Here is a 24,112-nt window from a genome sequence, read left to right on the forward strand (position 1 = left end):
GATGTCCGAGATCCGGGTGCGGTTCTCCAAGAGGCGCAGCGACGGCGTCCTGTGGGGCAAGACCTCGGCCCAACTGCTGTGCCTGGTGGCGGCGTTGTTCACCGCGGTCGCCGGGCTCAACACCACCGGTGTGCTCAAAGTGGTGCCGTTGGGTGTGGCGGGTGTGCTGGTGGCGGTGGCGTTGCTGCCGGTGTTCGGGCGTCCGCTGGTGGACTTCCTGCCCATACTGCTCGCCCGCCTGCTCGTCCGCGCCACCGGCGAACACGAGTACCGCGGCGGCCCGTTCCGGCTCCGACCCGACGAAGCCACCCTCGACGGGCCCCGGCTGCCCGGTGACCTGTCCCGGCTGCGCATCCTGACCTACCAGGTCGGCGAGGACCGGTCTCGCGACCTGGGCGTGGTCAAGGACCTCTCCGACGGCAGCATGGTCGCGGTCCTGGAGGTCAGCGCCGACACCTTCGCCCTGCTCGACTCCGGCGAACAGGCCCAACGCGTGGTCGGATTCGGCGCGGTGCTCAACTCGCTGTGCCGCTCGGACAGCCCCTTGTCCCGCATCCAGATCCTGCACCGGGTCATCCCCGAATCCGGCGACCCGGTCCGCCGCGACTTCAAAGTCCACGGCACCCACGACCACAGCCTCGCCACCGCCGCCTACGAGGAGCTGATCGCCGCTCAGGGCCGCACCGCGCAACGCCACGAGTCCTTCGTCGTGCTGCGCCTGGACCCGCGCCGCGCCACCGCCCGCATCAAGGCCGCCGGCGGCGGGGACGAGGGCGCGGCGGCAGTCCTGTTCGCCGAGATCACCCGCGTCACCCGCGGCCTGCGCGCCGCCGGGCTCACCGTCCGCGGCTGGCTACCCCCACGCGGCCTGGGCTACGTCATCCGCACCGCCTTCGACCCCACCGCCACCGCCATGCTCGACCGGCGCGGCGGCGGCCAAGGCGACCAGCAAGGCGGCGACCATGGCGCGCCCTCCGGCGTAGACCCGGTCATGTGTCACCCGATGGCGACCGCCACCACCCGCACCACTTACGCCACCGACAACGCCGTGCACCGCACCTGGTGGATCGCCGAATGGCCCCGCGCCGACACCGGCGTCCCCGTCGGCTTCCTCGAACCCGTCCTGCTGCGCCTGACCACCCGCCGCACCCTGTCCCTGGTCTTCGAACCCCTCCCCGCCCACAAAGCCCAAACCCGCATCGACGTCCAGGCCAGCGCCGACGACGCCCGCGACACCCTCAACCGCCGCATCGACCGCCGCACCAAGCGCGCCGACCGTCGCGAAACCGAAGACCTCGCCCGCCGTGAAGCTGAACTCGTCGAAGGCTTCGCCCACTTCCGCTTCCTCGGCTTCGTCACCGCCACCGCCGCCACCCGCGACGAGCTGGAGATCCACGCCGGCACCGTCGAAGCCGCCCTCAACGAATCCAGCGTCGAACCCCACGTCCTGCACTGGGAACAGGACCAGGGCTTCTGGGCCGCCGCACTCCCCCTCGCCCGGGGACTGCGATGACCACCGATCCGTGGGTGCTGCCCGACCGCGTCCCCCGTCCCTGGCTCGGACCTCGCGGACGCCGCTCCGGGCACGTCGCCCACCGCATGCGCCTACCCGCCCACGTGGAGTCCACCGCCCAGCTGCGCGGCCTGTACCCGTGGCTCGCCGGTGTCGGCCTGCCACCGCTGGGCACCTACATCGGGCAGGAACGGTTCTCCGGCAGCCCGTTCTGCTTCGACCCGTGGCGCCTCTACACCGAAGGCCTGCTGCATGACGCCGGCATCCTCATCGCCGGCGTCATCGGCAGCGGCAAATCCGCCCTCGCCAAGACCCTGTGCACCCGCGGAGTCGCCTTCGGCCGCCGCTTCGCCGTTCCCGGCGACATCCGAGGCGAATGGACCCCCGTCGCCCACGCACTCGGCGGACGCGTCCTCACCCTCGGCCCCGGCATGACCCACCGCCTCAACGCCCTCGCCCTACCCCCGAAACCCGAACACCTCACCGACACCCAGTGGTGGCCCATCGTCCGCTCCCACTGGGAAGAACTCCTCGCCGCCCTCGTCCGCACCCTGCTCCCCGACCAGCGCGCACTGACCATGGACGAACGCACCGCCCTGGAAACCGCACTCACCGCCGCCACCGCCTGGCACGACGTCGACGGTGACCTGAACCGCCTACGCCCCATCCACCTCGGCCTACTGGTCGACCAACTCCTCGACCCCACCCCCGCGATGGCCGAACACCACCACCTCGACCCCGACACCCTGCGCCACCGCACCCACGACATCGGCCTCGCCCTACGAGCCCTCACCCGCGGCAGCCTCGCCGGCCTCCTGGACGACCCACGCCCCGACAACCAACTCGACTGGCGCGACACCGCCACCGTCGTCGACATTTCCCGGGTCACCACGAACGACACCGCCGTCGCCCTGGTCATGGCCACCACCCAGGCGGTCATCGAACTCGCCTTCGCCCACCGCCCCGGCCACCGCTACACCGTCTACGACGAAGCCTGGCGCCTCAACCGCTACCCCGCCCTGATGGCCCGCACCAACGCCGGTCAAAAGGTCTCCCGCGCCACCGGCAACGCCACCCTCCTGCTCTGCCACCGCCTCACCGACCTACTCGGCGGCACCCCCGAAACCCAGTACTACGGCCGCGCCCTACTCGCCGACTGCGGCACCCGCATCCTCTACCGCCAACGCACCGACCAACTCGCCCTGACCGCCACCGAACTCCAACTCGACGACAACCAAGCCACCCTGCTCCCCCTGCTGGAGCAGGGCACCGCGCTGTGGAAGGTCAACGACAAGCCCTACCTCGTCGACCACGTCGTCCTGCGCGACGGCCACGAATGGCCCCTCATCGACACCGACCACACCATGCGCGACACCACCGGGACACCGCCATGAGCCAACGACGCGACCCCCACGGCGACGACCAACTCCTCACCCTCGCAGCCCTACTCATACTCGGCCTCTTGGTCACCGGCCTCCTAACCGGCCTGGCACTCGGCGGCGCGCTCACCGCATGGCTCGACGGCCACGGCTGGCACTGGCGCTCCACCGGCTGGGCTCACGCCCTCGCCGCTCTCCTGCGCGACCCCAGCCACCCCGGCCAGGCATTCGGACACCCCCAGTCCAGCCCCGCCCTGTGGTGGACCGTCACCAGCGTCATCGAACTGCTCGTACTCGCCACCGTCATGTCCCTCGTGGTGTTCGCCGCGCGGTCCTTCCGCCACGACACCACCCTGGCCACCCGACGCCAACTCCAACGCACGCTCGGAGCCAAAGCCGCCCGCGCCCGCGCACACCGAGCCCGCCCCTCACTGGCCGAAACCTCCCACCGCGCACCGATGCATGAAGTCGCCGTCCACATGGGACGCTCGGTGCACCATCGCATCGACCTCTACGGCCAACACGAAGACGCCGAACTGGTCATGGTCGGCACCCGCCAAGGCAAAACCAACCGTCGCATCATCCCCCGCGTCCTCGACGCCCCCGGCCCCGTCGTCACCACCAGCACCAAAGGCGACGTCCTGGCCGCCACCATCGGCATCCGCGCACAACACGGCCCCGTCCACGTCTTCGACCCCGAAGACGTCACCGGCTGGCCCGAACCGTTGCGCTGGAACCCGATCACCGGCTGCCACCACCCCGACGAAGCCATCCGCCGCGCCCGCGAACTCGTCGCCGCCCGCCCCCTCGACGGCACCGTCACCAACGCAAGCTTCTTCACCGACTCCGCCGCCCGCGTCCTACGCTCTTGGCTCCACGCCGCCGCCCTCGGCCGCAAAACCATGCGCGACATCCTCGACTGGGCCGCCCACTGGTCCGACGACGAACCCATCGCCCTCCTCCACCGCTCCCCCACCAGCACCCACTGGGCCCACACCCTCCAAGACCTCACCACCAACACCGCCGGCGAAATGCTCGGCGGCATCGCCCAAACGCTCAACCTCGTCCTCGACCCCCTCAACAACCCACGCCTACTCGACGCCTGCTCCCCACCCCACGGCCAGCACTTCGACGTCGAGAACTTCCTCCGCTCCAAGGGAACCCTCTACATCATCAGCGAAGGCGGCGTTGGCTCCGCCGGACCACTCGCCTCAGCCCTGGCCCTGCACGTCCACCACCAAGCCAAACGGCTGGCGACCCGCTACCCCGACGGACGCCTCGACCCACCCCTGCGCTGCCCCTGGGACGAAGTAGGCAACATCGCCGCCCCCGAAAACCTCGGCCAACTCGTCTCCGACTCCGGCGGACGCGGCATCCACATGATCCTCGCCACCCAAGGCCTCGGCCAACTCCACAGACGCTGGGGCAAAGACCAAACCCGAGAAATCTGGAACTCCGCCACCACCCGCCTCATCCTCGGCGGCGTAGCCGAAGCCGACACCCTCGACGACCTCTCCCGCCTAGTCGGCGACACCCAACGCCTCACCACCAGCCACAACACCGGCGACCACCGCCGCACCCGCTCCACCACCTACACCTGGGAACGAGCCCTACGAATCGACCAACTCCGCACCCTCCCCGACGGCCAAGCCCTTCTCCTCTACCGCAACACCCCAGCCACCCTCGTCCACCTCGACGCTTGGTACGAACACCCCAACGCCCCCGAATTGCTCGCCCTCAAACACCAAGCCGAGCAACGCATGGGCCGAACGGCAGCCTCATGACACCCCTCGACCCCACAACCGAACTGGCCGAACTACGCGCCGCACACCGGCAACTCGCCGACACCGTCGACCACCTCCTCGACGCCATGGAGTCCCTCAACCGCCACCAGGACCGCACCGGCCCAGGCGACTGGGACTGGACCGACATGCCCGCCAGTCGCGCCGAGGTCTTGTGGTCTCAGCTCCACGACTTCGTGGAACTCCTCAACACCCGCGAAGAACTAGGCCCCACCCACCGCATCCCACCCTGCTGGCCCCACCACACCCGAACGGTCGAAGACCTCACCGCCCTCCTCGCCGCCTGGCAAGACGCCTACCAAGCCACCCAAGGCCCTACCAGCACCCCCATCCACTACCGCACCCACTACCTCTGGCCCACCCTCTCCCGCCTCACCGAACCCAATACCTCACTCCGCCGCTGCATCGACAAAAACCACCACACTCCCTGGACACCACCCACCGACACCACAGCCGTCCCGGCAACCCATGAGCACATCTAGCTGACGACCCCAGGAACACAGACCTGATGACGCAGGCGGAAGCCGTCCAGAACCCCACCAGCGATATTTGCAGAGCCGTAAGTTGCCGACATCGTCGGCGATGAGGTCGCGTCCAACACATGAAACAAGTCGATGCAGAACGCAGCGCCAGCGCGATAAAGTCGCTGGTCAAGAAGTGTCTTCCCCGCGCAGGCGGGGGTGGTCCCGCCAGCGTCGGCACCGAGGCCAGCAGCCAGCCGTCTTCCCCGCGCGAGCGGGGTGGTCCCACCACCCAGTTCCTCAAGCGGTTCGCGCCGGAGTCTTCCCCGCGCGAGCGGGGTGGCCCAACGCCGTCTGCACGCGCTGCGCCGGCTACGCGCACGCGCCGCACGCCGCGACCTCACCACCAGCCAGGCCAAAAACGCCCGCAGCGAAGTCCGCGCCGCCATCGCCCTGACCAACTGGCCACGCGGCAACAGCACCACACCCTGGCCACCTGCACCCAACGCGACATCGGCCGCTGGCTGACCGAGAAACCCCGCACCACCCGGCACGCCCGCCCGTTCCTGCTCTGAATCAGCCGCAACAGCCACACTCACCACGTTGAGATCCCCCTACCACTGCGCGCCGTCGGGGCCAGTCGCATCGAGGACGGCCACCGATGGGCCGTCGTCCGCCGCCTCCTGTACTACGGCGACCCACCGATCGAGAACCGCGTCGCCAGCCTTCCCGTCCCTGCTCTACGGCCAAACGCTCTCCAAGCTCACGCGCATCACTCGAGAACAGATCGTCCACATCGAAGTCCGAACGAGCCTCTTGCTCGGCACCACACCGCTAGACCTGCCATCACCGCTCGACAGGCTGATGCAGCGACTCACCGCCACCCGAGGCGGGCAAGCCGTCGTCGGCAGGGCCACCGCCTGCCCTGGTTGTTCCCCGGCTCCCGACCAAACCGACCGCTGTCCGAGGGGCCTTGATGCGCCGTTTTCAGCGGCTGGACATCCATGCCCGCGCCGGACGCAACACCACCCTGATGAACCTCGGCTCCCAACTCCCGGCCGTCGTTCTCAGCAAGCTGCTTGGCATCGGCACCACGATCGCGACCCGATGGAGCGACCGGGCAGGAGCCCCACGGGCTGCCTATGCCGCCGAGGTCGCCAGAAGGACGTGACGGTTCTCGAAGCTCGTGGCTTCAGAGGACGCCCGGGATCGTTGACGCTCGAATACCGAACTGATGATCGAGGTCGTCTGCGAGCTGTCGGGCGATGTCGCGCAGAGCAGCGGCACCGCCGTCTGCGGAAGATTCGGCCTCCACCGCGCAATCGGCCTGCGGACCGCCCTCCTCTAAGGGAGGACATGAAAAACTATTGTCGACAGCCACCATAGGACGAGACAGACGAGTCGCGTCCTGCAGGAACGTCGCCCGGATCAGCATCGTCCCGGCGCCGCCCAAGCTGCGGATCGCCTCCAACACGTGAAACAAGTCGATGCAAAACGCAGCTCCGACGCGGTAAAGTCGCTGGTCAAGAAGTGTCTTCCCCGCGCAGGCGGGGGTGGTCCGTACAGCTCCTGGCTCTCGTAGCCGAGGTTGTGGTCTTCCCCGCGCAGGCGGGGGTGGTCCCGGCTCGAAGTCCTCCTCGTCGACGACCTGTGTGTCTTCCCCGCGCAGGCGGGGGTGGTCCGTCATCGTTTGCGTCGTAGACGTCGTCCACGAGGTCTTCCCCGCGCAGGGGGGTGGTCCGCTGCATGGGGCATGCAGGACCCATGCAGCACCGTCTTCCCCGCGCAGGCGGGGGTGGTCCGTCGCGGCCCTGCTGTGCGTTTCCGAGCGGACCGTCTTCCCCGCGCAGGCGGGGGTCCTCGGCGAAACAACGCGCCGGCTACTGGCTCAGCTCGCCTGGCACCGCAAACTCATGGCCCGCAAGTGGGACTACTCCGCACGCCGACACACCGGACGCCCACCGACACGAGCGCCGATCAAGACGCTCACACTGCGGCTCGCCAGGGAGAACCCACGATGGGGTCACCGCCGAATCCAGGGCGAACCGGCCCGACTCGGCCACCACATCGCCCACTCGACGGTCTGGCGGATCCTGCACGACGCAGGCATCGACCCGGCACCACGCCGCACCGGCCCGACCCGGCGACAATTTCCCACCGCTCAAGCCCAGGGCATCATCGCGGCCGACTTCCTCCACCTCGACACCATGCTCGGCAAACGCCTCTACGCCCTGGCGTTCCTCGAACACGACACCAGACGCCTGCACATAACCGGAGTCACCACCCACCCGACACAGACATGGACGATCCAGCAGGCCAGGAACCTCGCCACCGACCTCGGAACGCGCATGGAGTCGCTGCGCTTCCTGCTCCGCGACCGCGACGGGAGTACAGCCAGACGTTCGACGCCGTCTTCCAGGCCGACAACCTCCGCATCACTAAGAGCGCACCGCAGGCACCGCAGATGAACGCCCACTGCGAACGGGTCATCGGCACCATCCGACACGAACTTCTCGACCACATCCTGATCACGGGAGAGGCCCACGCACGGCAAGTCTTCAAAGCCTACGAAGACCACTACAACCGACACCGACCCCACCAGGCACGACACCAACTACCACCCCAAGCCCAACAGCACCCCGCCACGGCACACGACCTCGACGCCCGCAGAGTGCTCCGGACCCACATCTTCGGCGGACTCATCAATGAGTACAGACATGTGACCTGACCAGCAGCGATGACTTTTCGAGCGGCACAGGACGGGTTACTCGGCTCGCAGCGCGGGGTGGCCGCAACCCTGTGCACGGTCGGCCGAACCGCCGATACCATCACGGCCCGCTGAGGCCTCGCCGACTGACCTGATCCGGCTCCGCAACCGCAACCTTGACCTGATCATCTGCGCCGACGGCCGCGGGCGACGGTTACCGGAAGTTCGCCACCATCGGGTCCCAGATGTTCGGGCAGATTCTCCGCAGGCGCAGCGTGATGTTGAATTGACGGGTGCGCGAACCCGAGAGAGTCGAGATAGGCCAGAAGGGTGAGAAGGCGGTGGCCAGCGCCTTCATGCAGCTGGGCTGGCCATCTGCTGACGCGCCCGGATCGGATCTGGGCACCGACCTCTTCCTGCTGGTGCGCAACCGCCGGTTCGACCTCGGCCTCATCGTGGGGGCTCAGGTGAAAACCGGTCGCAGCTTCTTCGAGGAGCCAGAGACCGGTGGCGACGGCGAACCTGTCGGGTGGTGGTTCCGCGAACGTGATCGCGAACATGTCGACTACTGGTTGGGGCACATCGCGCCTCACCTGCTGGTTCTCCATGACCTCGACACCGGTCTCTCGCACTGGCAGCACGTCTCCCAGGACACGGTGGTCCCAACGGGCAAAGGCGTGAAAATCCTCATCCCGCGCGCGCACACGGTCGACCAGTCCAATCTTGACGCACTTTTGGCCGTGGCAGGCACTACTCGCCCGCCCGTGACGTGGGAGGGCAGTGCCTGGGCGGACATCACGAAGATCGCGCCTGCTCAGATATTGCGACACGCCCTGCTCGTGCCACGACTGGTTGCTCCCCACCGCAACGCGGGACACAAGGACACCATCAGTGCCGAGCAAGCCGTGGCGTTGCTGATTGAGGGGCGCTTGAGGGATCTGGACAGCTTCGGGAAACGCGATCCGTCGATACCGACGTTCGAAGGCGCCGAAGATTCTCCAGACTGGATGTGGCGCTTCGTCCACGCCATGTACGTACGCGTCACCACCGACGATCCGAGCCGGCTCGTAAAAAGCATCGACGACGCTCCCAGTCCAGAAGCTCGCGCGGCCGCAACTGTGGCTGCAGCGGCCTCGCTGTCGGAGCAAGCGCGGCCGGAGGACGCCCTTCGTCTTGTCCAACAGGAGTTGGAGCGGGACGAGAGCAGCCCTGTAGATCACGCCTGGTTGCTCGCCCAACGTGCGCGCACGTGCCGCGAACTCGGGCACATCGAACAGGCACGGGAGGACGCGACGGCGGCACTACTCGCGAAGGTGAGCTACAGCAACGACGTCACCGCCACCGCTATCGGCGGTGCCGCAACCGGGATCCTCTGGCTGACCTCCGACTTCACATCATTCGACTTGGAGAACACGATCGCGTCGTACGACACATCGGCGACGTGGTGGCGTACCCAGCGAGCGGCTACCGGCACAACCGCAGTGGTTGAGCGCGAGTTCCGGAACTGGGCGGGCAGCCAGCCGATCGTGTTCGGCGACGGTGATGTCGCGAACAACCGCCTCTACACAGCCGCCCTCCTCGCCAGCCACGTCGGCGATCACGGCGCATGGTCGTCGTACAGCAGTCTCAACGTCCAGCAGCACCTGCTGAGCGTGACACGAACCAGCGACATCGACGCGGTCCGTCGTCTCCTGACCGAACTACGCCTGACCGGTGACCACAAGGCACTCGGTCGTGCGGTGCCGCGTCTCATGCTCGACGGGCCGGCGGCAGCAGTTGCCGCGGCAGCAACCGACATCGACCTCGACCGGTGGTCGCACACCCCAGCGCACGCAACCCTCACACTCCTGAGGCAGAGTGGCGACGTACTCGATGGTGATGACGCAGCGAAAGCTGTGGACTGGATCCTCGCGACGCTCGACGACCCGGCGCAGTTCGAGGCGACGACGACACCCGAATACAGCACCGAACACGAACTCATCATGACGCTGTCCGGCATTGTCGCCGCCGCACCGCTCGACCGGCAACAGGCGATTGCCCATCGTGTGGCGAACCTACCGCCCGTGCAACACGCTTCGCCATCAATGGCGTGGACTGCGGTGGTGAACGCGCTGCCGGTCGATTGCTGGCCCACCGACCTGCTGTCGCGCGCAGCGCGGTACTCCGATCGCCACGACGCGCGTCTCCGGATGGCGCTTCTCCAGACGGCGGCCCCAGTCGATGAGCAAGTTCGGCAACGGCTCCTAGACGAGGTCGCCGCCGGCTCCGCGGATGCCCTCGCCTCGCTCAGAGACGTGCAGGGACTTGATCACGGCACCGCCAAGTCGCTCATCGTGCAGTTCGAAGCCCAGACTGTCAAGGAGATCACCAACGCGCGCAGGGGTAAACACCACACGTACTCCGACAACGCCGTCGACCCCGCACGAACGCTGGCATTGCTCAACTTGACCTATCCGGACCTGGCACGCTGGCCAGGGCTTTACGAGTTCCTGGCCGAGCCTCTCGTCGCAGGCCGACGTAAGCAGAGCACGTGTGACCTGCTCTCCTCCAACGTCGCCGAACTGAGCGAAGGCGTGCGCCTCCGACTCGCCCACGTGGCGAAAACGATGCTCACCCACCCACCGACGGCCGTCGAGCGCATCGCTGCAACCCCGAATGCCCGTGATGCGGCAGCAACCCTGATCGCGCGGCTGGGCGACACGCCTGAAGCGATCGCGAACCATGTCTTGGAACTGATGAGTGGCGGGGTTCGCGGCCGGTCCCGAGCTGCACACCACGCGATCCTCCTGCCCGACGCCGAGGCGGCCGGGATGTTGAGTGCGCTGTCGCACGACGAAGACCATCGAGTGCGCGCCGAGGCCGCCGCTACCGTCATGATGCTGGTCGCCCGCGGCCGTGGAGGCCTCCTGGCCACGCGCTTGCTGGGTCGGAGCCTCGACGATCCCGGCATCCTGGTCGCGCAAGCTGTCGCCGATCGGCTGGTTCGCATCGAGTATCCGAACGCGGCGTGCATCGACATCGCCAGGCGGCTGCTCTCCCACCATTCGGCCCGCGTTCGCGCCAGGTGCACAGCGTTCCTGCGGCGCCACCATCCCCACGCTCTGGACACCCGGACCTGACCACCAACCCATACACTGCGGACAGCTCAAGCCCTTCGAGTACGACTTCCACACCGCCCTCACCACGTGGACCACGTCTACCTCGCCCGCGCGACGGACGCCGACCCACAGGTCCAGCCGAAGCACAGCTCGAACGGAGAGCTTGGCCTCATCGAACACCGGTGGTGCACCCAGCACGACCTCGCCCGCACCACCGACAAGCTCCTCCCGGCACAATCCGAACTGCTCTACCGCGTGCTCGTAGGCCAACTCGATGAGGAGCTAAGTGATCAGCTCAGAATGAGTTTCCGCAGACAGATGATCGAGCAGGCCAGGCTGAGCATCGCTTGGTGGACATCGGCTCGGCGTTCGGTGCGGACGCGGAGTCGTCGGAAGCCCTTGATCCAGGCGAAGATGCGTTCGACCGGCCACCGGACCTTGCCCAGGCCGGAGCCGTGCTCGACACCGCGTCGGGCGATGACCGGGGTGATGCCGCGGGCGCGGACCAGGCGGCGGTACTTGTCGTGGTCGTAGCCCCGGTCGGCGTAGAGCCGGCGGGGCCGACGACGAGGCTTGCCGACCACGCCCGGATAGACGGGACGGCGTCGACCAGCGGGATTAACTGGGTGACGTCGTTGCGGTTGCCGCCGGTCAGCGTGACGGCGAGCGGGATGCCGGTCGCGTCGGTGATCAGGTGGTGCTTGGAGCCGGGCTTGCGCCGGTCGACCGGGCTCGGCCCGGTGTGGTCCCCCCTTTGAGGGCACGCAGGTGCGTGGAGTCCACCAGCGCGGTGGACAGGTCCAGCAGGCCGGCGACGCGGAGTTCGGCGAGCAGCCGCTCATGCAACCGCTGCCACACCCCGGCCTTGTGCCACTCGGTCAGTCGCCTCGAGCAGGTCGCGCCCGAGGCGCCGAACAGCGCGGTGGGCAGCCGATTCCAGCCGATGCCGGTGCGCACCACGTACAGGATGCCCTCCAACGCCGCCCGGTCATCGGCACGCCTGCGACCTGGGTGACGAAAGCGCCTAGGGCGTACCGGGCTCAGCGGCTCAAGCCGAGCCCACAGCTCGTCGGTCAGGACCTCCTCACGCACGCCATGATCGTGGAATGTCCTGCGCCACAAGCAAGGCCGACATGCCGACTCATTATGAACTGATCACTAAGCCCGACCCACGACTGATCCCGCAGCCAACCCGGCGGTCAGCGACCAACCTGTTCGAGTCTTCCTTGTCGGTTACTCGAGCACCGCGACGGACAGCAGTCCACAGCCGTAGGATTTGGCCCTGCCGATACCGCCCAGAATCGCAGCTCGCAGACCCTCAGGTGCCCGTACGATCGCTTGCCCTTCGAAGCGTGATCTAACGGCTGTGATCTTGCGGTTGCCCGACCCGCTCTGTCGGCCCCCTCGGTGTACGCCGCTGGCCGTGATGTGGGCTGTGGTCAACTCGAGGCCGGCCTGCGTGGCCCTGCGCTGCCACCATTCGAGCGCTTCGTCGCCTGCCAGACCACGCACCACGCCGCGTCGGCCTCGTGTGAACTCGCTCTTGGTCGGGTTCGCCACGATCCGGTACCGGACGGCCACTCCATCGGTCAGACGCGTTAGGTGTGCCTCCAGGTTCCGGGAGCCTCCGTGGGCGTATCCGTTGGGCAGCCGCGCGGGATCCATCGGCAACTTCGCCTGCACGAGGATTTGCACGCCGGCTGCTGTCTCCTCGACGCGGTACAGCAAAGCGGCTGCCTGTCGGGCGTTCGGCCCGAAGCCGCTTGGGCAAACGATGTTGGTCACTGTCTTGTGCATGGAATCGGCATCCCGCAGGTCCTGCCGGACTCGGTGGTGCGCGGGGTTGGCGATGATCCTCGTCAGGGTCGTGGTGTCGCTGTCCAGGCCGATCAACGGTTCTCCTCCCGTTCCGCTGCGGTTCCCTGCTCCCCGCCGGTCTCGTCGTGTCCGATCGATGCCAGTCGTTGCAGGTAGTCGAGTCCCACCCCGCCGCACATCTGCGCGGGCAGGTGGTGGGTGCTGCGCCAGGTCGTGTGACTGGCAAACGCACGAGAGCGGAAGGTATTCAGCGGCTGGGTGGCGCGCACCTCTTGAGTTGACGTCACGCCGTCGGTCGGCGGCGTCTCGGTGACATAGTCCACCGCGACTGTGTCGGCCTGCCGTGGCGCCGTTCGCGCGACCGGGATCGTGTCGAACAGTGCGCGAGCGGGATCCTCATGACGTCCCAGCATGAATGCGCCGGCCGGCGGGCACGAGCGGCGCCCGAGGAACGGCGCGTATGCCGGTCGGGCGAGCTTGTCGCCGATCCTGTCGAGGATGTCGCCGCCGTCTGAGGTCACCGCGACGGTGAAGACGGCGTCACTGAGGTAGTACCGCTCGCTGACCAGCGTGCCCTTGCCCTCCTTCCGGAACTTGAGCCTGGCGAGGACCGGTGTCTGTTCGCGCGGTCGACCGCCGCCTACGGTGTGAAAGTCCGTGATCAGCTGGCCCGGGCGGTCGATGCGGATGGTGAACCGCAGAGTGGCGAGTTCGATGATGGGGTCGTCCCGGCCGAGGCCGATGACAGCCGCGACCATCCCCAACAGACCCGACCGAGTGGGGTGGCGTTCGGTCTCCCTGCGGTTCCACGGCGAACTGCTGCCCCATGACTGCATCGGGCCGCACAGCTGGAGCACGATGCCGCTCACGCCGCCGCCACGCGGATGCGGTCCATGAGCGCGTTTCCAGCGGCTTGGACGAGTCCGTCGAGGGCGTCGTGGTGAACTCCCAGGGAAGGCCACGACTCGTCGTGGGGTAGTGCGTATCCCGACCAGTGGCCAGGGTCGCCGATGAACCGGTGCAACCGCTCGGTGTAGTCGGCCAACAACTTCCGTCCCGGGCCGGCGTACCCTTCCGAGCTGGTCGGCACGGGCTTCTCGAACGCCGAAGCCAACGACAGCGGTGCATCCCGGACCGCCAGGTGCACCAGGTCCGGCCGCGTGGTCGGTGCGGTGGAATTGGCTTTGCCCGTGGGCACCACGGACAGGAACGTGTTCGCCCACGCCTCGACCAACATGACCGCGGTGTCGACGTCGCCGAGGCTACGCGCCAGCTGACCGACATTGACGTTGCAGTAGCGGTAGAAGGTGCCGGTGGCGAACTCGGCGGTCGACAGGTGCCCTGCTCCGGTGCCGGTGGAGCAGTCGTCGACGGCGGTGAAATAGTCGAAGTCCGGGGCGCTCTCGTGAATGGTGAAAGCGTGGGCTACCTGGGTGTTGCCGTCGACGGTGTGGCCTGGAACCTCCGCAAGCATCCGGCCGAGGAGTTCGATGATGGGATGCCTGCTGTTCAGGATCTCGGTGACGGTCTCTCGGATGCCCACTACCGCGAGATCCACCGTAGTCTGGATCGCGTCCTTCTCTTTGGCCGATAGCTTCTTGATCTTGCCCTTGTCGTCGAGAGCGGGTAGGGGCACGGTCACGAGTTTCTCGCGGTTGTCCAGGGCGACTCGCGCAAGGTCTTGGACGACCGAGGCGGGCAGCCACAACAGCACCTTCGTCGAATCGTCGTCGGCGTCCGGCGCGAGCCCGTAGGCGTGGACGATACCGCGGCCAGCGCGCCTGGCGTCGTCCTCGGTCCACCCGTGTTCCTCGACAAGGTGTCGGCCCAGCACGGCGGCAATTCGTCGCGTCCGCACGGTCCTGGAGTCCATGTCCTTCTCGACTTCATGGCGTGCGGCGCGCTTCCACGACTGTGAGGACACCCTGATCCTCGGGGCTCCTCCATACACACAGGACTTGGGGCTGCCGAGCCCGTCGCGATTGACGTTGGCGTACGGCAGCGTGTGCAAGGCGTGGATGTCCAGGTACAACGGTGCGCTCCTCAGGTGGTGATCGGTGTCGGTGCACGAAGTGCGGTCAGGAACCGTGGGTGTCAGGGAAATCACCGGCGGCTGTGTCGAGTTCCTCATCGGGCTCGGTGTCGCCGTCGCGGTCGATTTCGCGGTAGAAGGATTGCAGCCACTCGCTGCCGATTTGCTGCCGTCGTGCCGGCCAGCGGGAGCTCTGATCGAGCAGAGCGGCGAAGTCGACCGGGGTCGCCTCGGCGCGCAAGGGCATGACGATCCGCGTGAGGACCTTGCACAGTGCGGACGCCGGTTGTCTGGTCAGGAGGTGCACCGAGGCTTCCCTGGTGTTCAACGCGATCCGGCCGCACCGGGCGATCGATGTGCCCAGGTTCCCCGCCCACGCGGCCGGGATGGCGTCCTCGTGCCGGTAGGCGATCAGTGAGGACACCGTGTAGTAGACCGCCTTCTCGTGCGGTCCCGCCGAACCCGTCCACGATGCGACGTAGCGGTGCAGGCGACTCGCCTGGTCGACCGTTCTGCCCAGACCGGACCGGAGGTCGGCTCGCGGTCCAGGATCGGACGCGAGTTCGACCATGCGCGCGACGAACAGGCTCGACCGTTCACTTGCCACTTGGCTGCTCCCTGCGTGGCCGGGGGTTCTTCTTGGCGACGAAGCGGGTGATGGCGCTCTTGGCCTTCGTCACTTCACGGACCACCGCGGGGTGATGCGCGACGTGTTTGGTGGCTTCGCGGATGGCGATGAGCGCGATCCGCTGGAACGACCGGTACGGCTCTGCGAAGTCGGCCTCGGCAAGGGCACGCCAGTACAGCTCCTCCGCCTGCGGCCAGTACCACCGTTGTGCGGACTTCGCCCACGAAGCGTCACGGTCAGCGGTGCCCGGCGTCCCGTTTCCTAGAGCACGGAAGGCCTTCTGCAACTCCTTGATCATGACCTCGCCGACACCCTCAACCGCGACCATCAACGCCTCCGCACCAGCAGCGCGCGCAGGGTCGAACTCGTGGATGAAACGCATGATCGGTGGCGTCACGGAGGTGTTCCACGCGAAATTGGTCGCCTTCATGTCCTGGTCGAAGCCGACGGCACGGACCCTGAGACGATCCAGCACGTCGTCGGGCAAGCTCAACGCGGAAGTCAGCACTCCGGGCCGCTTGTGTGTCGCCCGATCAGCCAGGAGCGCGTCGACCTCGCGCCACAGGGCACGATCGGCTGAGGCGGCCCGCGCTTTCCAATCACCCGTCTTGTCCCGGTCCTGGATGGTGTACGGGTCCCTGAGCGGTACGTCTCTTCTCTTCTTCCACCCCCAGGTCAGGCGACCTCCGCTGATCGCCTCGCCGGCCGGGTTCGCTTCCAGCAACACGGCATGTCGAGACTGACCGACCAGTAGACGTGCCGGCCAAGTCGGCTCCGGTGGCATTTCGAGCGGGTCGTGAAGTTCCGCCGTCTCCCAGGGAGCGTGGTCGTCGCCTGTCAAGTCTGCGCCGGACGACGGGCTCGGGATCCCCGCTACCAGGGTCTCGAACAGCGTGTCCCCCAGTGGGTAGAAGGTGATCGTCGACCGTAGCGGCCCGGCCGACATGTGTTGACTGCGAACATCCCCGACGGTCCGGGTGCCACCCGTACCGCCAGAGCCGTAGTAATGGTGGATCAGCAGCAACTCCAGCGCATCGCCGAAGGACAGGTCCGGCGCGTGGCCGTGGTAGGTGTGCTGCCACCAGATCGGCTTGTTGTCCTCAGGTCGGCGCACGTCGAGGAAGTTGGTCGACTTCAGCTCGGCTTGCTCCACTAGACGAGGGTCCTGCCACCACGGCCGCTGACGGTCCAGGAGGTCCCAGCCGTGCTGATGGGCGTTCAGGTAGCGGTCGACGTCCTTCTCGACGAACTTCCCACGGCGCATCACGACATTGCGCCGCGCCTGCCAGTCGCCCCCGGTCGCCGTGTCCAAGCCGGTCACACGTGCCGCCACCAGGTACAGCACGCGGAGCATGCCCGCGAAGGCAGGCGGCATGGTCATCGAGAGGTCCATGATCAGGTGTGATCTCACCAGTAGTTCGCGAAGGCCCACACGATCCGCTGTACCGTCGGGAAACACGACCGGGAACAGCCGTTCGGTTCGTAGATCACAGGTCATCTTCGCGTCCCCTCACGAGTCCCAATTCGGCATCGACAGTCAGGCCGGGGTGCGGAACCGGCAGGATGCGCGCGTCGCGCAGGTAGGGATGTCGCCACGCCGGGGTGATGCTGCTCAAATCGGCGACCCACGCCGCAGGACAACGGATGGACTTGTCGACCAGCGATCGAACCTGAGCGGATGTCGGTCTCTCGCCAGTCGGCAACGATGTCGCACGCGCCGGGTCGAGCCACCGCCGTCCCGAAGCGTCCGTCCACACTGGAATGACCAAAGCGTTGTCGATGCCCAGCCTGGTGGCTGCGTCGGTATCGCGCACATCCGGATGAGTGAGGTCGGCGAGACTGTCGATCATGTGTGGCGGTGGCACGGCGGCCAGTCGTGCCAATCCCCGTTCGAACGCGGTCGTCGCTCCGCGTTCGCGCCACTCCTCAGCGGCAGCCCCATCGAACGGCGGCAGGTTCAAGTCGTGGACTGCCTGCACCAGGTTGTCGACATCGTCGGGCACGGTGAGGTCCGCGAGTTGCCTTGTCGCCAGCAGACGTCGCGTGGCGCGCAGCTCGTACTCCGAGTGCAGCATCAGCCACTGTCTCGGGATCTCGTCCCCTTCTGTGTCCAGCACGACCACTGTCGGTTTGGTCGCGTACACAGGCCGCTCCTGCTTCGGGCGGTTATGCCGGAGACAGCGACCCAGTCGCTGGATCAGCAACGCGATCGGCGCGATATCGGTAATGACGAGATCAAAGTCGATGTCCAGGCCTTGCTCGATCAGCGGTGTGCACACCAGGATGGCGCGTTCCGGGCGGCGCCCGTTGCGCCGGTTGGCGTCCTTGCCGAACTTCCGCTCGACCTCATCCTCGACTTCCGCACGCTTTCGATGCGGTAGGCGTGCATGGAGCAACATGACCTGCGTGTCAGTGCCCAGCGCCCGCCGCAGCGCCGTGAGCGTCTTCTGCGCGGTCGGCACCGTTCCGCAGATGATCGCTATGCAGCCACCCTCCCGCTGGACACGCTGGACGTACCGAAGAACATGCGAGGTGCGGGAACCTTTCGTGTAGCGCACGTACTCGATCCGCGCGGATCGCTTGTCAGCGGAACGGATCGCCTGCATCTCGCTGCCCGACCTCTGCACCTCGCCATCGGCACCGTGCCAGATCCAGCCCGGATATTCGGCCGCGTGGATCTCCGGCAAGCGGTCCGGATCAGCCCCCGTCAGGTACGCCGCAGTAAGATCTCGCGCGATGTGCCGGGGCACAGTGGCGGACAGCAGGACGACCGGGATCCCCAGAAACCCACACCAGGACAGCACACGAGCGAGTAGCGCGAGCATGTACGGCTGACAGGTGTGGATCTCGTCGACAACCACCGTCTTACCGGTCAGCGCGAACAATCGAAGCATGTTGAACCGGGTCGCGAGCCCGGCCAGCAGCAGTTGATCGATCGTAACGACCGACCAACCGGCAAGCAGCGCCCGGTGCGGACCGTTCAGCCAGTTCAACGCTTCGTCGTCCGTGCAATAGCGTCGGTAGGGCAGATGCAGCGCAGCCGTGGAGTGAGCCAGCGTTACCCGTCGAGGGGACCCGGTCGCCGGGTCGATGAACCTGCGCCCCTGCTCCCACATCGCGTTGGTCGTCACCTGCGTCGGCAGGCACATCACCAGCCCCGGGCGGCCTGTCACATGACCGAGTCGATCCGCGGCGACGAAGGCGGCAATCGTCTTTCCCGCCCCGGTCGGCGCGGTGATCAACAGGATTCCCCTGCCGGACGGCCGGAATCCATCTTCGATCGACCGCTGCAAAGCGTTCGGAACCTTCCCCATGAGCAACCGGGTGGTCGTACGTTCGTCCGGCGACCAGGACGCCAGGTCCAACCTCAGGATTCGTTCACGTACGGAGCGAACCGTGAACCGCCATCGCTCCCCCACTGTCTTCGGAGCATTCCATTGGCTCCGCTTTATCCACTCCACATCGGAGGCGATCCAGTCGGCGAGGATCACCACACCACTGATAACCACGACTGCGGGCCGACCGAGGCGCACGGGCGCCACAGGCTCGAGAAGGCCGAGCATCAAATCGACGACAGCCCGACGACGGGCGTGCCATGTGACGCCCCCCAGCAACTCGTCGTGCTCAGCCCAGCGAACAGCCCGACGATTCGGTGCCTGGAAATCCCCGTGGTGGCTGCCGACGATTTCCGCGATGCGGTGTGCGACGCTGTCCACCAACGAGTCGCCAACCTCGGCGAAGTCCGACAGCAACGTGGGCAAGCTGAGATAGCCGACGTGCTCGTGGCTGCGATAGTCGGCGCTACCCTTGGGTGGCCATTGGTCCTGGAAGCACGGGCAGGCCTTCCCTACGTCGTGCAGTCCGGCGACGAAAGCCACGAAGGTGCACGCCTGCGTCACGTTGAGCCCCAACTGCTGCGCCAGCCAGCTCCGAACCCCTACCGGGAGGTAGACGTTCCACAGCACATGTGCGGCAGCAGCCGTATCCAGGGAATGATCTTCCAATGAATAGGGGCCGGGAAGGCCCCGCCGTTTCGCCCAGGTCATTTGCATTCAGGTCACGCACTCCATGCCCGCGCGACACCGCGGACATGGCCCCTGAAACGGCGAAGCGGCTCGAACGGCCGCCAGGGCGGGCGCTTATCCGAGCACTCGAAATTCACGGTTCGAAAGCTCCACCCATTGGCGCAGACCTGCGCCGACAACATGTCACGTTCAATGCCAACGAGGCAACTCGGCGCGCCGAACACGAACACGCCCAATTCAACGATCGCGTTCCGCGATCCCGTCGACTGATGAAACCACCATGCCCAGCACACATACCTCGACCCGCTAGACGGAAGCGAACTTCCACGCAACCCACTCCTCAGACCACCACTCGAGCGTTCGACCTCGAGGTGCGCCATACAAGCAGACGATGGACAGGGAGTCCAATCAGCAGGTAAGCCGCATTCCACTCGACCCGAAATCGCCCGTTCGGCTCAGAAATAACCTACCGTTCAGTCCAGATGATCCATCGATCAAACCGCACAATTGCGGTAAGACTCATCGACAGCCTGACCCTTCCAGATCGCACCGGGGTCGCAGCAGATTCGATGATCTTCGGTCACTGCCGACCGATGCCCCTCCGCCAAGCACGACGGGCGCCGACCAAATCTGCCAACTTGCTGAAGACGACCGGATTGACGATTGGTGCCTGAGATCATTCCCTGACGCGCACACCAGCGGCCTGACGATGCGGCAATTCTGCGGCCGTGAAGGCGCCCGCGTGCGCCGCCTGTACCGCGACCACGCCCGCCGGGTCGGCATCGACTAGAAACGCCGGGACTAGGACCATGCCGACGTCGCTGGCGGAACACCCGATCAGCCAGGCGCTGTCCGCGCCAACACCAGCCTCTACGGTGTCGTCCATGCCGGGATCGTCGCACTCGGCTGCGCACCAGGACTCGGCTTCGCCCACACCGGACACGTCAAGTCCTTCGTCTACGACATCGCCGACCTCTACAAGGCCGAGATCAGCATTCCTGTCGCTTTCGACATCGCGGCCCGCGAAGTCGCCGACATCAGCACCGAGACCCGCCGCGCCGTCCGCGACCGCATGAAGGATGGCACCTTCCTCGAAAATTGCGTCCGCGACGTCAAGACGCTGCTCACCGAAGACGACGGTCTCGTCGAGTACGGCCCCGAGGCCTTCGACGAAGCCTTGACACCCACAACGTCGTCATGCTCTGGGACGACAACGGACGCGCCGTCGCCAGCGGCACCAACTACGACCTCGACGTCGAAGGGAACGACCTGTGACCGTCATCGTGGTCGCCGCCTGCCCAGTCGGACTCCGAGGTCACCTCACCCGCTGGCTACTGGAGATCTCCCCCGGAGTCTTTGTAGGCAGCATCAACACCCGCGTCCGCGAACTCGTCTGGCCCCGAGTCGTGGAAATGGTCCGCACCGGCCGAGCAATCATGGTCCACCGCGCGAACAACGAACAAGGACTCGCCTTCAAAGTCCACGACCACGACTGGAAGCCCATCGATTACGAAGGCATCAACCTCATGCTTCGCCCCGCACATCCAACCGATCCTGACACCGACGCCGCTACCAAGGGCTGGAGCACGGCAGGACGCAGACGCCGCTACGGACGTCGCTGAACCCGCTTAGACTGCGCCGCTGCCGCCGAACTCGCGCACAACACTTCGCCCAAGGCGCCCACGATGAATTGGGCAAAAGTTGAAACGACACCCCTCTTGCTTGCGAGGCAAGACCGAACGCCTCCGACCCTGAACGATCAGTATCCCACCGTCGAGTACAGCATCCGATTGCAGCGGATGCAGATGCGCTCGCTGGCATAAATGCACTGGTCAGTGAAGGCCGCCGCGACCGTGCGTCTCTTGCGTTAAGGCTGGTGCTGATCTTCTTTGTAGCCTCGTCGTGCGTGCCCAGGTGGGAAGTTCCGGCGCCGTGGGCTAGTTGTCGTGGGGAGCCACGTCCTCGCCGCTTAGGCGGGAGCTGTTCCCGGCAGGCCACGCCTCCGTCGCGAATGAGGGCACCCTGTGTGCAGGCCACGCTGCCGCTGGCAGCAAGACCCGCTGAGCACCGGGCGCAGGTCCTCCCCTCGTACATCCGGTTGGCCCGTACTAGGGCCTGTCCTCAAAGCGGGTAGTCGTGATCTGCTTTGATCTTGAGTCATGATTCGGGGGCATGAGTTGACCGATGAGCAGGGGCAGGCGATCGAGCCGTTGCTGCTCGTCTCGGGAGGCGAAGGGGCGTCCTCGTGTGGACGACCGTCAGGTGATCAACGGGATGCTGTTCAAGGCGAAGGCGGGTGTGGCGTGGCGTGACCTGCCGGAACGGTACGGGCCGTGGAAGACGGTCTACAACCGGTTCTGGCGTTGGTCGAGGCGGTCCACGAGCTGGACCGCGAGGTGTCGGTGGACTCCAGCATCGTGCGCGCCCATCAACACGCCCACGCCGCCGTGCCCGCCGCACGCCCGCGCCCCCGGTGGGCGGTCGGGTCGTGCGGCGGACCCACCACCAGGATTCACCTAGCCTGCGACGGCCACGGCCCGCCCCTGTCCATCGTGCTGTCTGGCGGCAACGTCAACGACTGCACCCAGTTCACCCAGGTCATGGCCGGTATCGCATTCCGACGACCGCGTCCGGGTCGTCCGGCGACCAGACCTTCGCGCGTGATCGCGGACAAGGGCTACTCGACCAAGGTCATCCGCACCCACCTGCGCAAACGCGGTATCCCGGCCACGATCCCCGAACGCCGCGACCAACAGTCCAACCGCAAACGCAAAGGCGGTGCCGGCGGACGCACACCGGCCTTCGACCGCACCGCTTACACACGCCGCAACGCGGTCGGACGCTGCTTCAACAAACTCAAGCAGTTCCGCGCCATCGCCACCCGCTTCGACAAGACCGCCACGTCCTACCGAGGCATGCTCGACCTTGCCACCCTGCTCATCTGGCTTTGAGGACAGGCCCTAGCAGGCGGCGTACGGGCACCCAGGTCATGTCGGGCATGCCGGGAGTGATGCCTCCCCTCCGGCCTCAGCCACTCCGTGGGAAGGGACCACGTTCGGACCGCACGGCTCGACACACCTTTCCAAGGAAAGTGAATGAGAAACTGCCGTTGCGTGCGTAGCCTCGCAGGTCAACAAGTGTCTTCCCCGCGCCAGCGGGGGTGGTCCCTCCCCCACGCCCTTGACCTTGAACGTCGCCATGTCTTCCCCGCGCCAGCGGGGGTGGTCCGGTGTTAGGGGCGTTCCACCGCAGCCTTCGGTCGTCTTCCCCGCGCCAGCAGGGGTGGTCCCTGGTCGAACAGGCGGTCCAGCTTTCCCTCGATGTCTTCCCCGCGCCAGCGGGGGTGGTCCCGGGGCGAGGTTGTCGAGGTAGGTTTCGGCGGCGTCTTCCCCGCGCTAGCGGGGGTGGTCCGTGGGGCTGCGACTGCCGGCCGTGCAAGGACGCGTCTTCCCCGCGCCAGCGGGGGTGGTCCCGAGTTCTGCCCGGTCGCCGTCGTCGACGGCCTGTCTTCCCCGCGCCAGCGGGGGTGGTCCGGTGGCCCGTGCGCTGGGCTACGGCGCGGGCGAGTCTTCCCCTCGCCAGCGGGGATGGTCCGGTTCCGATGACGCCGCCGATAGCACTCACCACGTCTTCTCCGCGCCAGCGGGGGTGGTCCCACCAGCACCAGGGCGTTGGGCAGCATCGCGCCGTCTTCCCGCGCCAGCGGGGTAGTCCCGACCCGCTGGCGATGCTCTCGCCGTCCAACTCGTCTTCCCCGCGCCAGCGGGGGTCCGTGTCCGATGCCCAGTACCCAGCCGACCGCACCGTCTTCCCCACGCCAGCGGGGGTCCGTCGTCGCTAGTGGCAGCGGCCCTGGTGATGTCTTCCCCGCGCCAGCAGGGGTGGTCCGGCGCGCACCAAGCGGCGGCATGAACGGGCCTTGTCTTCCCCGCGCCAGCGGGTATGGTCCGTCACGACCGCCAGCCAAACACCGAGGCAGCGGGCCTTCCCCGCGCCAGCGGGGGTGGTCCCAGGGTGGCCTGTCCGGGCTCACCGGACGTCACGTCTTCCCCACACCAGCGGGGTGATCCGACTAGCGGCACCGGCGGTGCGACGACGCCGACAGTCTTCCCCGCCCCAGCAGGGATGGTCCCCACGCCTCGAACCCGCCAGCCCAGTCCACCTGGCCTTTCCCGCGCCAGCGGAGGTAGTCCTACGTCTACGCCGGGATCGCGCTGGTCGCCGGAGCCTTCCCCGCGCCAGCGCGGGTGGTCCCTCGAACTGGTCCGCAGTCACCGGTTCGCCGGTGTCTGCCCCGCGCCAGCGGGGATGGTCCGTTCACCGGGTCGCTGTCGTCCATCCAGCACCGGTCGTCCCCGCGCCAGCGGGGTAGTCCGCGGGACCTGTGATCTCGACCGCTTCGACCAGCGTCTTCCTCGCGCCAGCGCGGTGGCTTCCTCCGATCATGAGGACCTCACGCCTTCCGTCTCCACGCGCGGCCCGCTCTACCGGCGTCCGGCCGAACCCCGCAACGTCGAACTCGGCCGCGTACGGGCCACACCGACGGCACCCGGTTCTGAGCGAAGTGCCAAACACCCACTTCGCGACCATAACGAACGCAAAGTTGATCAATCGGTCGTATTCCGTGCGATACGCCGATTCGAACTGCG

Annotated in this window: 18 protein-coding genes, 2 pseudogenes and 1 CRISPR repeat array; of the genes and pseudogenes, 11 read left to right on the plus strand and 9 right to left on the minus strand. The window is 67.0% G+C overall.

Translation table 11 applies throughout. The features are described 5' to 3' along the window. Nucleotide 1 precedes the first annotated feature (1 nt). From AB0A74_RS03205 to AB0A74_RS03225, 5 genes are all read left to right on the plus strand, one after another. Entirely contained in the window at nt 2–1,513 is a 1,512-nt protein-coding gene (locus tag AB0A74_RS03205) for an SCO6880 family protein (RefSeq protein ID WP_358247239.1), read from the plus strand. After that, nucleotides 1,510–2,907 (plus strand): hypothetical protein, encoded by a 1,398-nt coding sequence (locus AB0A74_RS03210; protein ID WP_358247240.1) that lies wholly within the window; start codon nt 1,510–1,512, stop codon nt 2,905–2,907. The genes AB0A74_RS03205 and AB0A74_RS03210 overlap by 4 nt, the downstream gene beginning before the upstream one ends. A gap of 68 nt (nt 2,908–2,975) precedes the next feature. Next, entirely contained in the window at nt 2,976–4,676 is a 1,701-nt protein-coding gene (locus AB0A74_RS03215; RefSeq protein WP_358247241.1) for a TraM recognition domain-containing protein, read from the plus strand. After that, nucleotides 4,673–5,176, plus strand: a complete 504-nt coding sequence (locus AB0A74_RS03220; RefSeq protein WP_358247242.1) for a DUF4913 domain-containing protein — start codon at nt 4,673–4,675, stop codon at nt 5,174–5,176. Before AB0A74_RS03215 ends, AB0A74_RS03220 begins: the two co-directional genes overlap by 4 nt. Before the next feature lie 955 nt (nt 5,177–6,131). Next, the gene (locus AB0A74_RS03225; protein ID WP_358247243.1) at nt 6,132–6,326 is read left to right on the plus strand and encodes a hypothetical protein; all 195 of its coding nucleotides are present in this window, start codon (nt 6,132–6,134) and stop codon (nt 6,324–6,326) included. Between the two features lie 21 nt (nt 6,327–6,347). Here the strand turns inward: AB0A74_RS03225 and AB0A74_RS03230 are convergent, their stop codons facing one another. Continuing rightward, nucleotides 6,348–6,629: a hypothetical protein gene (locus AB0A74_RS03230; protein WP_358247244.1), complete on the minus strand. Its 282-nt coding sequence runs from the start codon at nt 6,627–6,629 to the stop codon at nt 6,348–6,350. Nucleotides 6,630–7,068: 439 nt separating this feature from the next. Here AB0A74_RS03230 and AB0A74_RS03235 point away from each other — a divergent pair, with 439 nt between their 5' ends. The 3 genes from AB0A74_RS03235 (at nt 7,069) to AB0A74_RS03245 (ending at nt 10,981) form a co-directional block, all read left to right on the plus strand. Next, nucleotides 7,069–7,623, plus strand: a complete 555-nt coding sequence (locus tag AB0A74_RS03235; RefSeq protein WP_358247245.1) for a helix-turn-helix domain-containing protein — start codon at nt 7,069–7,071, stop codon at nt 7,621–7,623. Continuing rightward, nucleotides 7,620–7,883: an integrase core domain-containing protein gene (locus AB0A74_RS03240; protein WP_358247246.1), complete on the plus strand. Its 264-nt coding sequence runs from the start codon at nt 7,620–7,622 to the stop codon at nt 7,881–7,883. Before AB0A74_RS03235 ends, AB0A74_RS03240 begins: the two co-directional genes overlap by 4 nt. 272 nt (nt 7,884–8,155) lie before the next feature. Continuing rightward, nucleotides 8,156–10,981, plus strand: a complete 2,826-nt coding sequence (locus AB0A74_RS03245) for a DUF4365 domain-containing protein (RefSeq protein WP_358247247.1) — start codon at nt 8,156–8,158, stop codon at nt 10,979–10,981. 269 nt (nt 10,982–11,250) lie between these two features. On the opposite strand, the pseudogene AB0A74_RS03250 reads toward AB0A74_RS03245, so the two are convergent. The 8 genes and pseudogenes from AB0A74_RS03250 to AB0A74_RS03285 form a co-directional block, all read right to left on the minus strand. Beyond that, a pseudogene (locus tag AB0A74_RS03250) lies at nt 11,251–12,052 on the minus strand (IS5 family transposase). Nucleotides 12,053–12,193: 141 nt separating this feature from the next. Then, nucleotides 12,194–12,853 carry a type I-E CRISPR-associated protein Cas6/Cse3/CasE gene (locus AB0A74_RS03255; RefSeq protein ID WP_358247248.1) on the minus strand — a complete coding sequence of 220 codons (660 nt, stop codon included), beginning with the start codon at nt 12,851–12,853 and terminating at the stop codon, nt 12,194–12,196. Beyond that, complete coding sequence (gene cas5e, locus AB0A74_RS03260; protein WP_358247249.1) at nt 12,850–13,647, minus strand: type I-E CRISPR-associated protein Cas5/CasD; 798 nt, start codon at nt 13,645–13,647, stop codon at nt 12,850–12,852. The genes AB0A74_RS03255 and cas5e overlap by 4 nt, the downstream gene beginning before the upstream one ends. Beyond that, nucleotides 13,644–14,810, minus strand: a complete 1,167-nt coding sequence (gene cas7e, locus AB0A74_RS03265) for a type I-E CRISPR-associated protein Cas7/Cse4/CasC (RefSeq protein WP_358247250.1) — start codon at nt 14,808–14,810, stop codon at nt 13,644–13,646. The genes cas5e and cas7e overlap by 4 nt, the downstream gene beginning before the upstream one ends. Nucleotides 14,811–14,856: 46 nt before the next feature. Beyond that, entirely contained in the window at nt 14,857–15,417 is a 561-nt protein-coding gene (gene casB / locus AB0A74_RS03270) for a type I-E CRISPR-associated protein Cse2/CasB (RefSeq protein ID WP_358247251.1), read from the minus strand. Beyond that, the gene (gene casA, locus AB0A74_RS03275) at nt 15,407–16,936 is read right to left on the minus strand and encodes a type I-E CRISPR-associated protein Cse1/CasA (RefSeq protein ID WP_358247252.1); all 1,530 of its coding nucleotides are present in this window, start codon (nt 16,934–16,936) and stop codon (nt 15,407–15,409) included. Before casA ends, casB begins: the two co-directional genes overlap by 11 nt. Then, nucleotides 16,926–19,484, minus strand: a complete 2,559-nt coding sequence (cas3, locus tag AB0A74_RS03280) for a CRISPR-associated helicase Cas3' (RefSeq protein WP_358247253.1) — start codon at nt 19,482–19,484, stop codon at nt 16,926–16,928. Before cas3 ends, casA begins: the two co-directional genes overlap by 11 nt. A gap of 655 nt (nt 19,485–20,139) precedes the next feature. Then, nucleotides 20,140–20,406, minus strand: a complete 267-nt coding sequence (locus tag AB0A74_RS03285; protein ID WP_358247254.1) for a hypothetical protein — start codon at nt 20,404–20,406, stop codon at nt 20,140–20,142. Between the two features lie 328 nt (nt 20,407–20,734). On the opposite strand from AB0A74_RS03285, the gene cas2e reads away from it, so the two are divergent. The 3 genes and pseudogenes from cas2e (at nt 20,735) to AB0A74_RS03300 (ending at nt 22,414) form a co-directional block, all read left to right on the plus strand. Continuing rightward, on the plus strand, nt 20,735–21,085 hold the full coding sequence (cas2e, locus tag AB0A74_RS03290) for a type I-E CRISPR-associated endoribonuclease Cas2e (RefSeq protein ID WP_358247255.1): 351 nt from the start codon (nt 20,735–20,737) through the stop codon (nt 21,083–21,085). A 652-nt stretch (nt 21,086–21,737) separates the two neighbouring features. Then, a pseudogene (locus AB0A74_RS03295) lies at nt 21,738–21,782 on the plus strand (hypothetical protein); the annotation flags it as partial. A gap of 14 nt (nt 21,783–21,796) precedes the next feature. Next, complete coding sequence (locus AB0A74_RS03300; RefSeq protein WP_358247256.1) at nt 21,797–22,414, plus strand: IS5 family transposase; 618 nt, start codon at nt 21,797–21,799, stop codon at nt 22,412–22,414. Between the two features lie 188 nt (nt 22,415–22,602). Next, nucleotides 22,603–23,899: a CRISPR direct-repeat array (repeat unit 28 nt; unit sequence GTCTTCCCCGCGCCAGCGGGGGTGGTCC). Nucleotides 23,900–24,112 lie beyond the last annotated feature (213 nt).

Origin of the sequence: Saccharothrix sp. NPDC042600 (assembly GCF_040647305.1) — a bacterium.
GTDB classification, from domain to species: domain Bacteria; phylum Actinomycetota; class Actinomycetes; order Mycobacteriales; family Pseudonocardiaceae; genus Actinosynnema; species Actinosynnema mutabilis.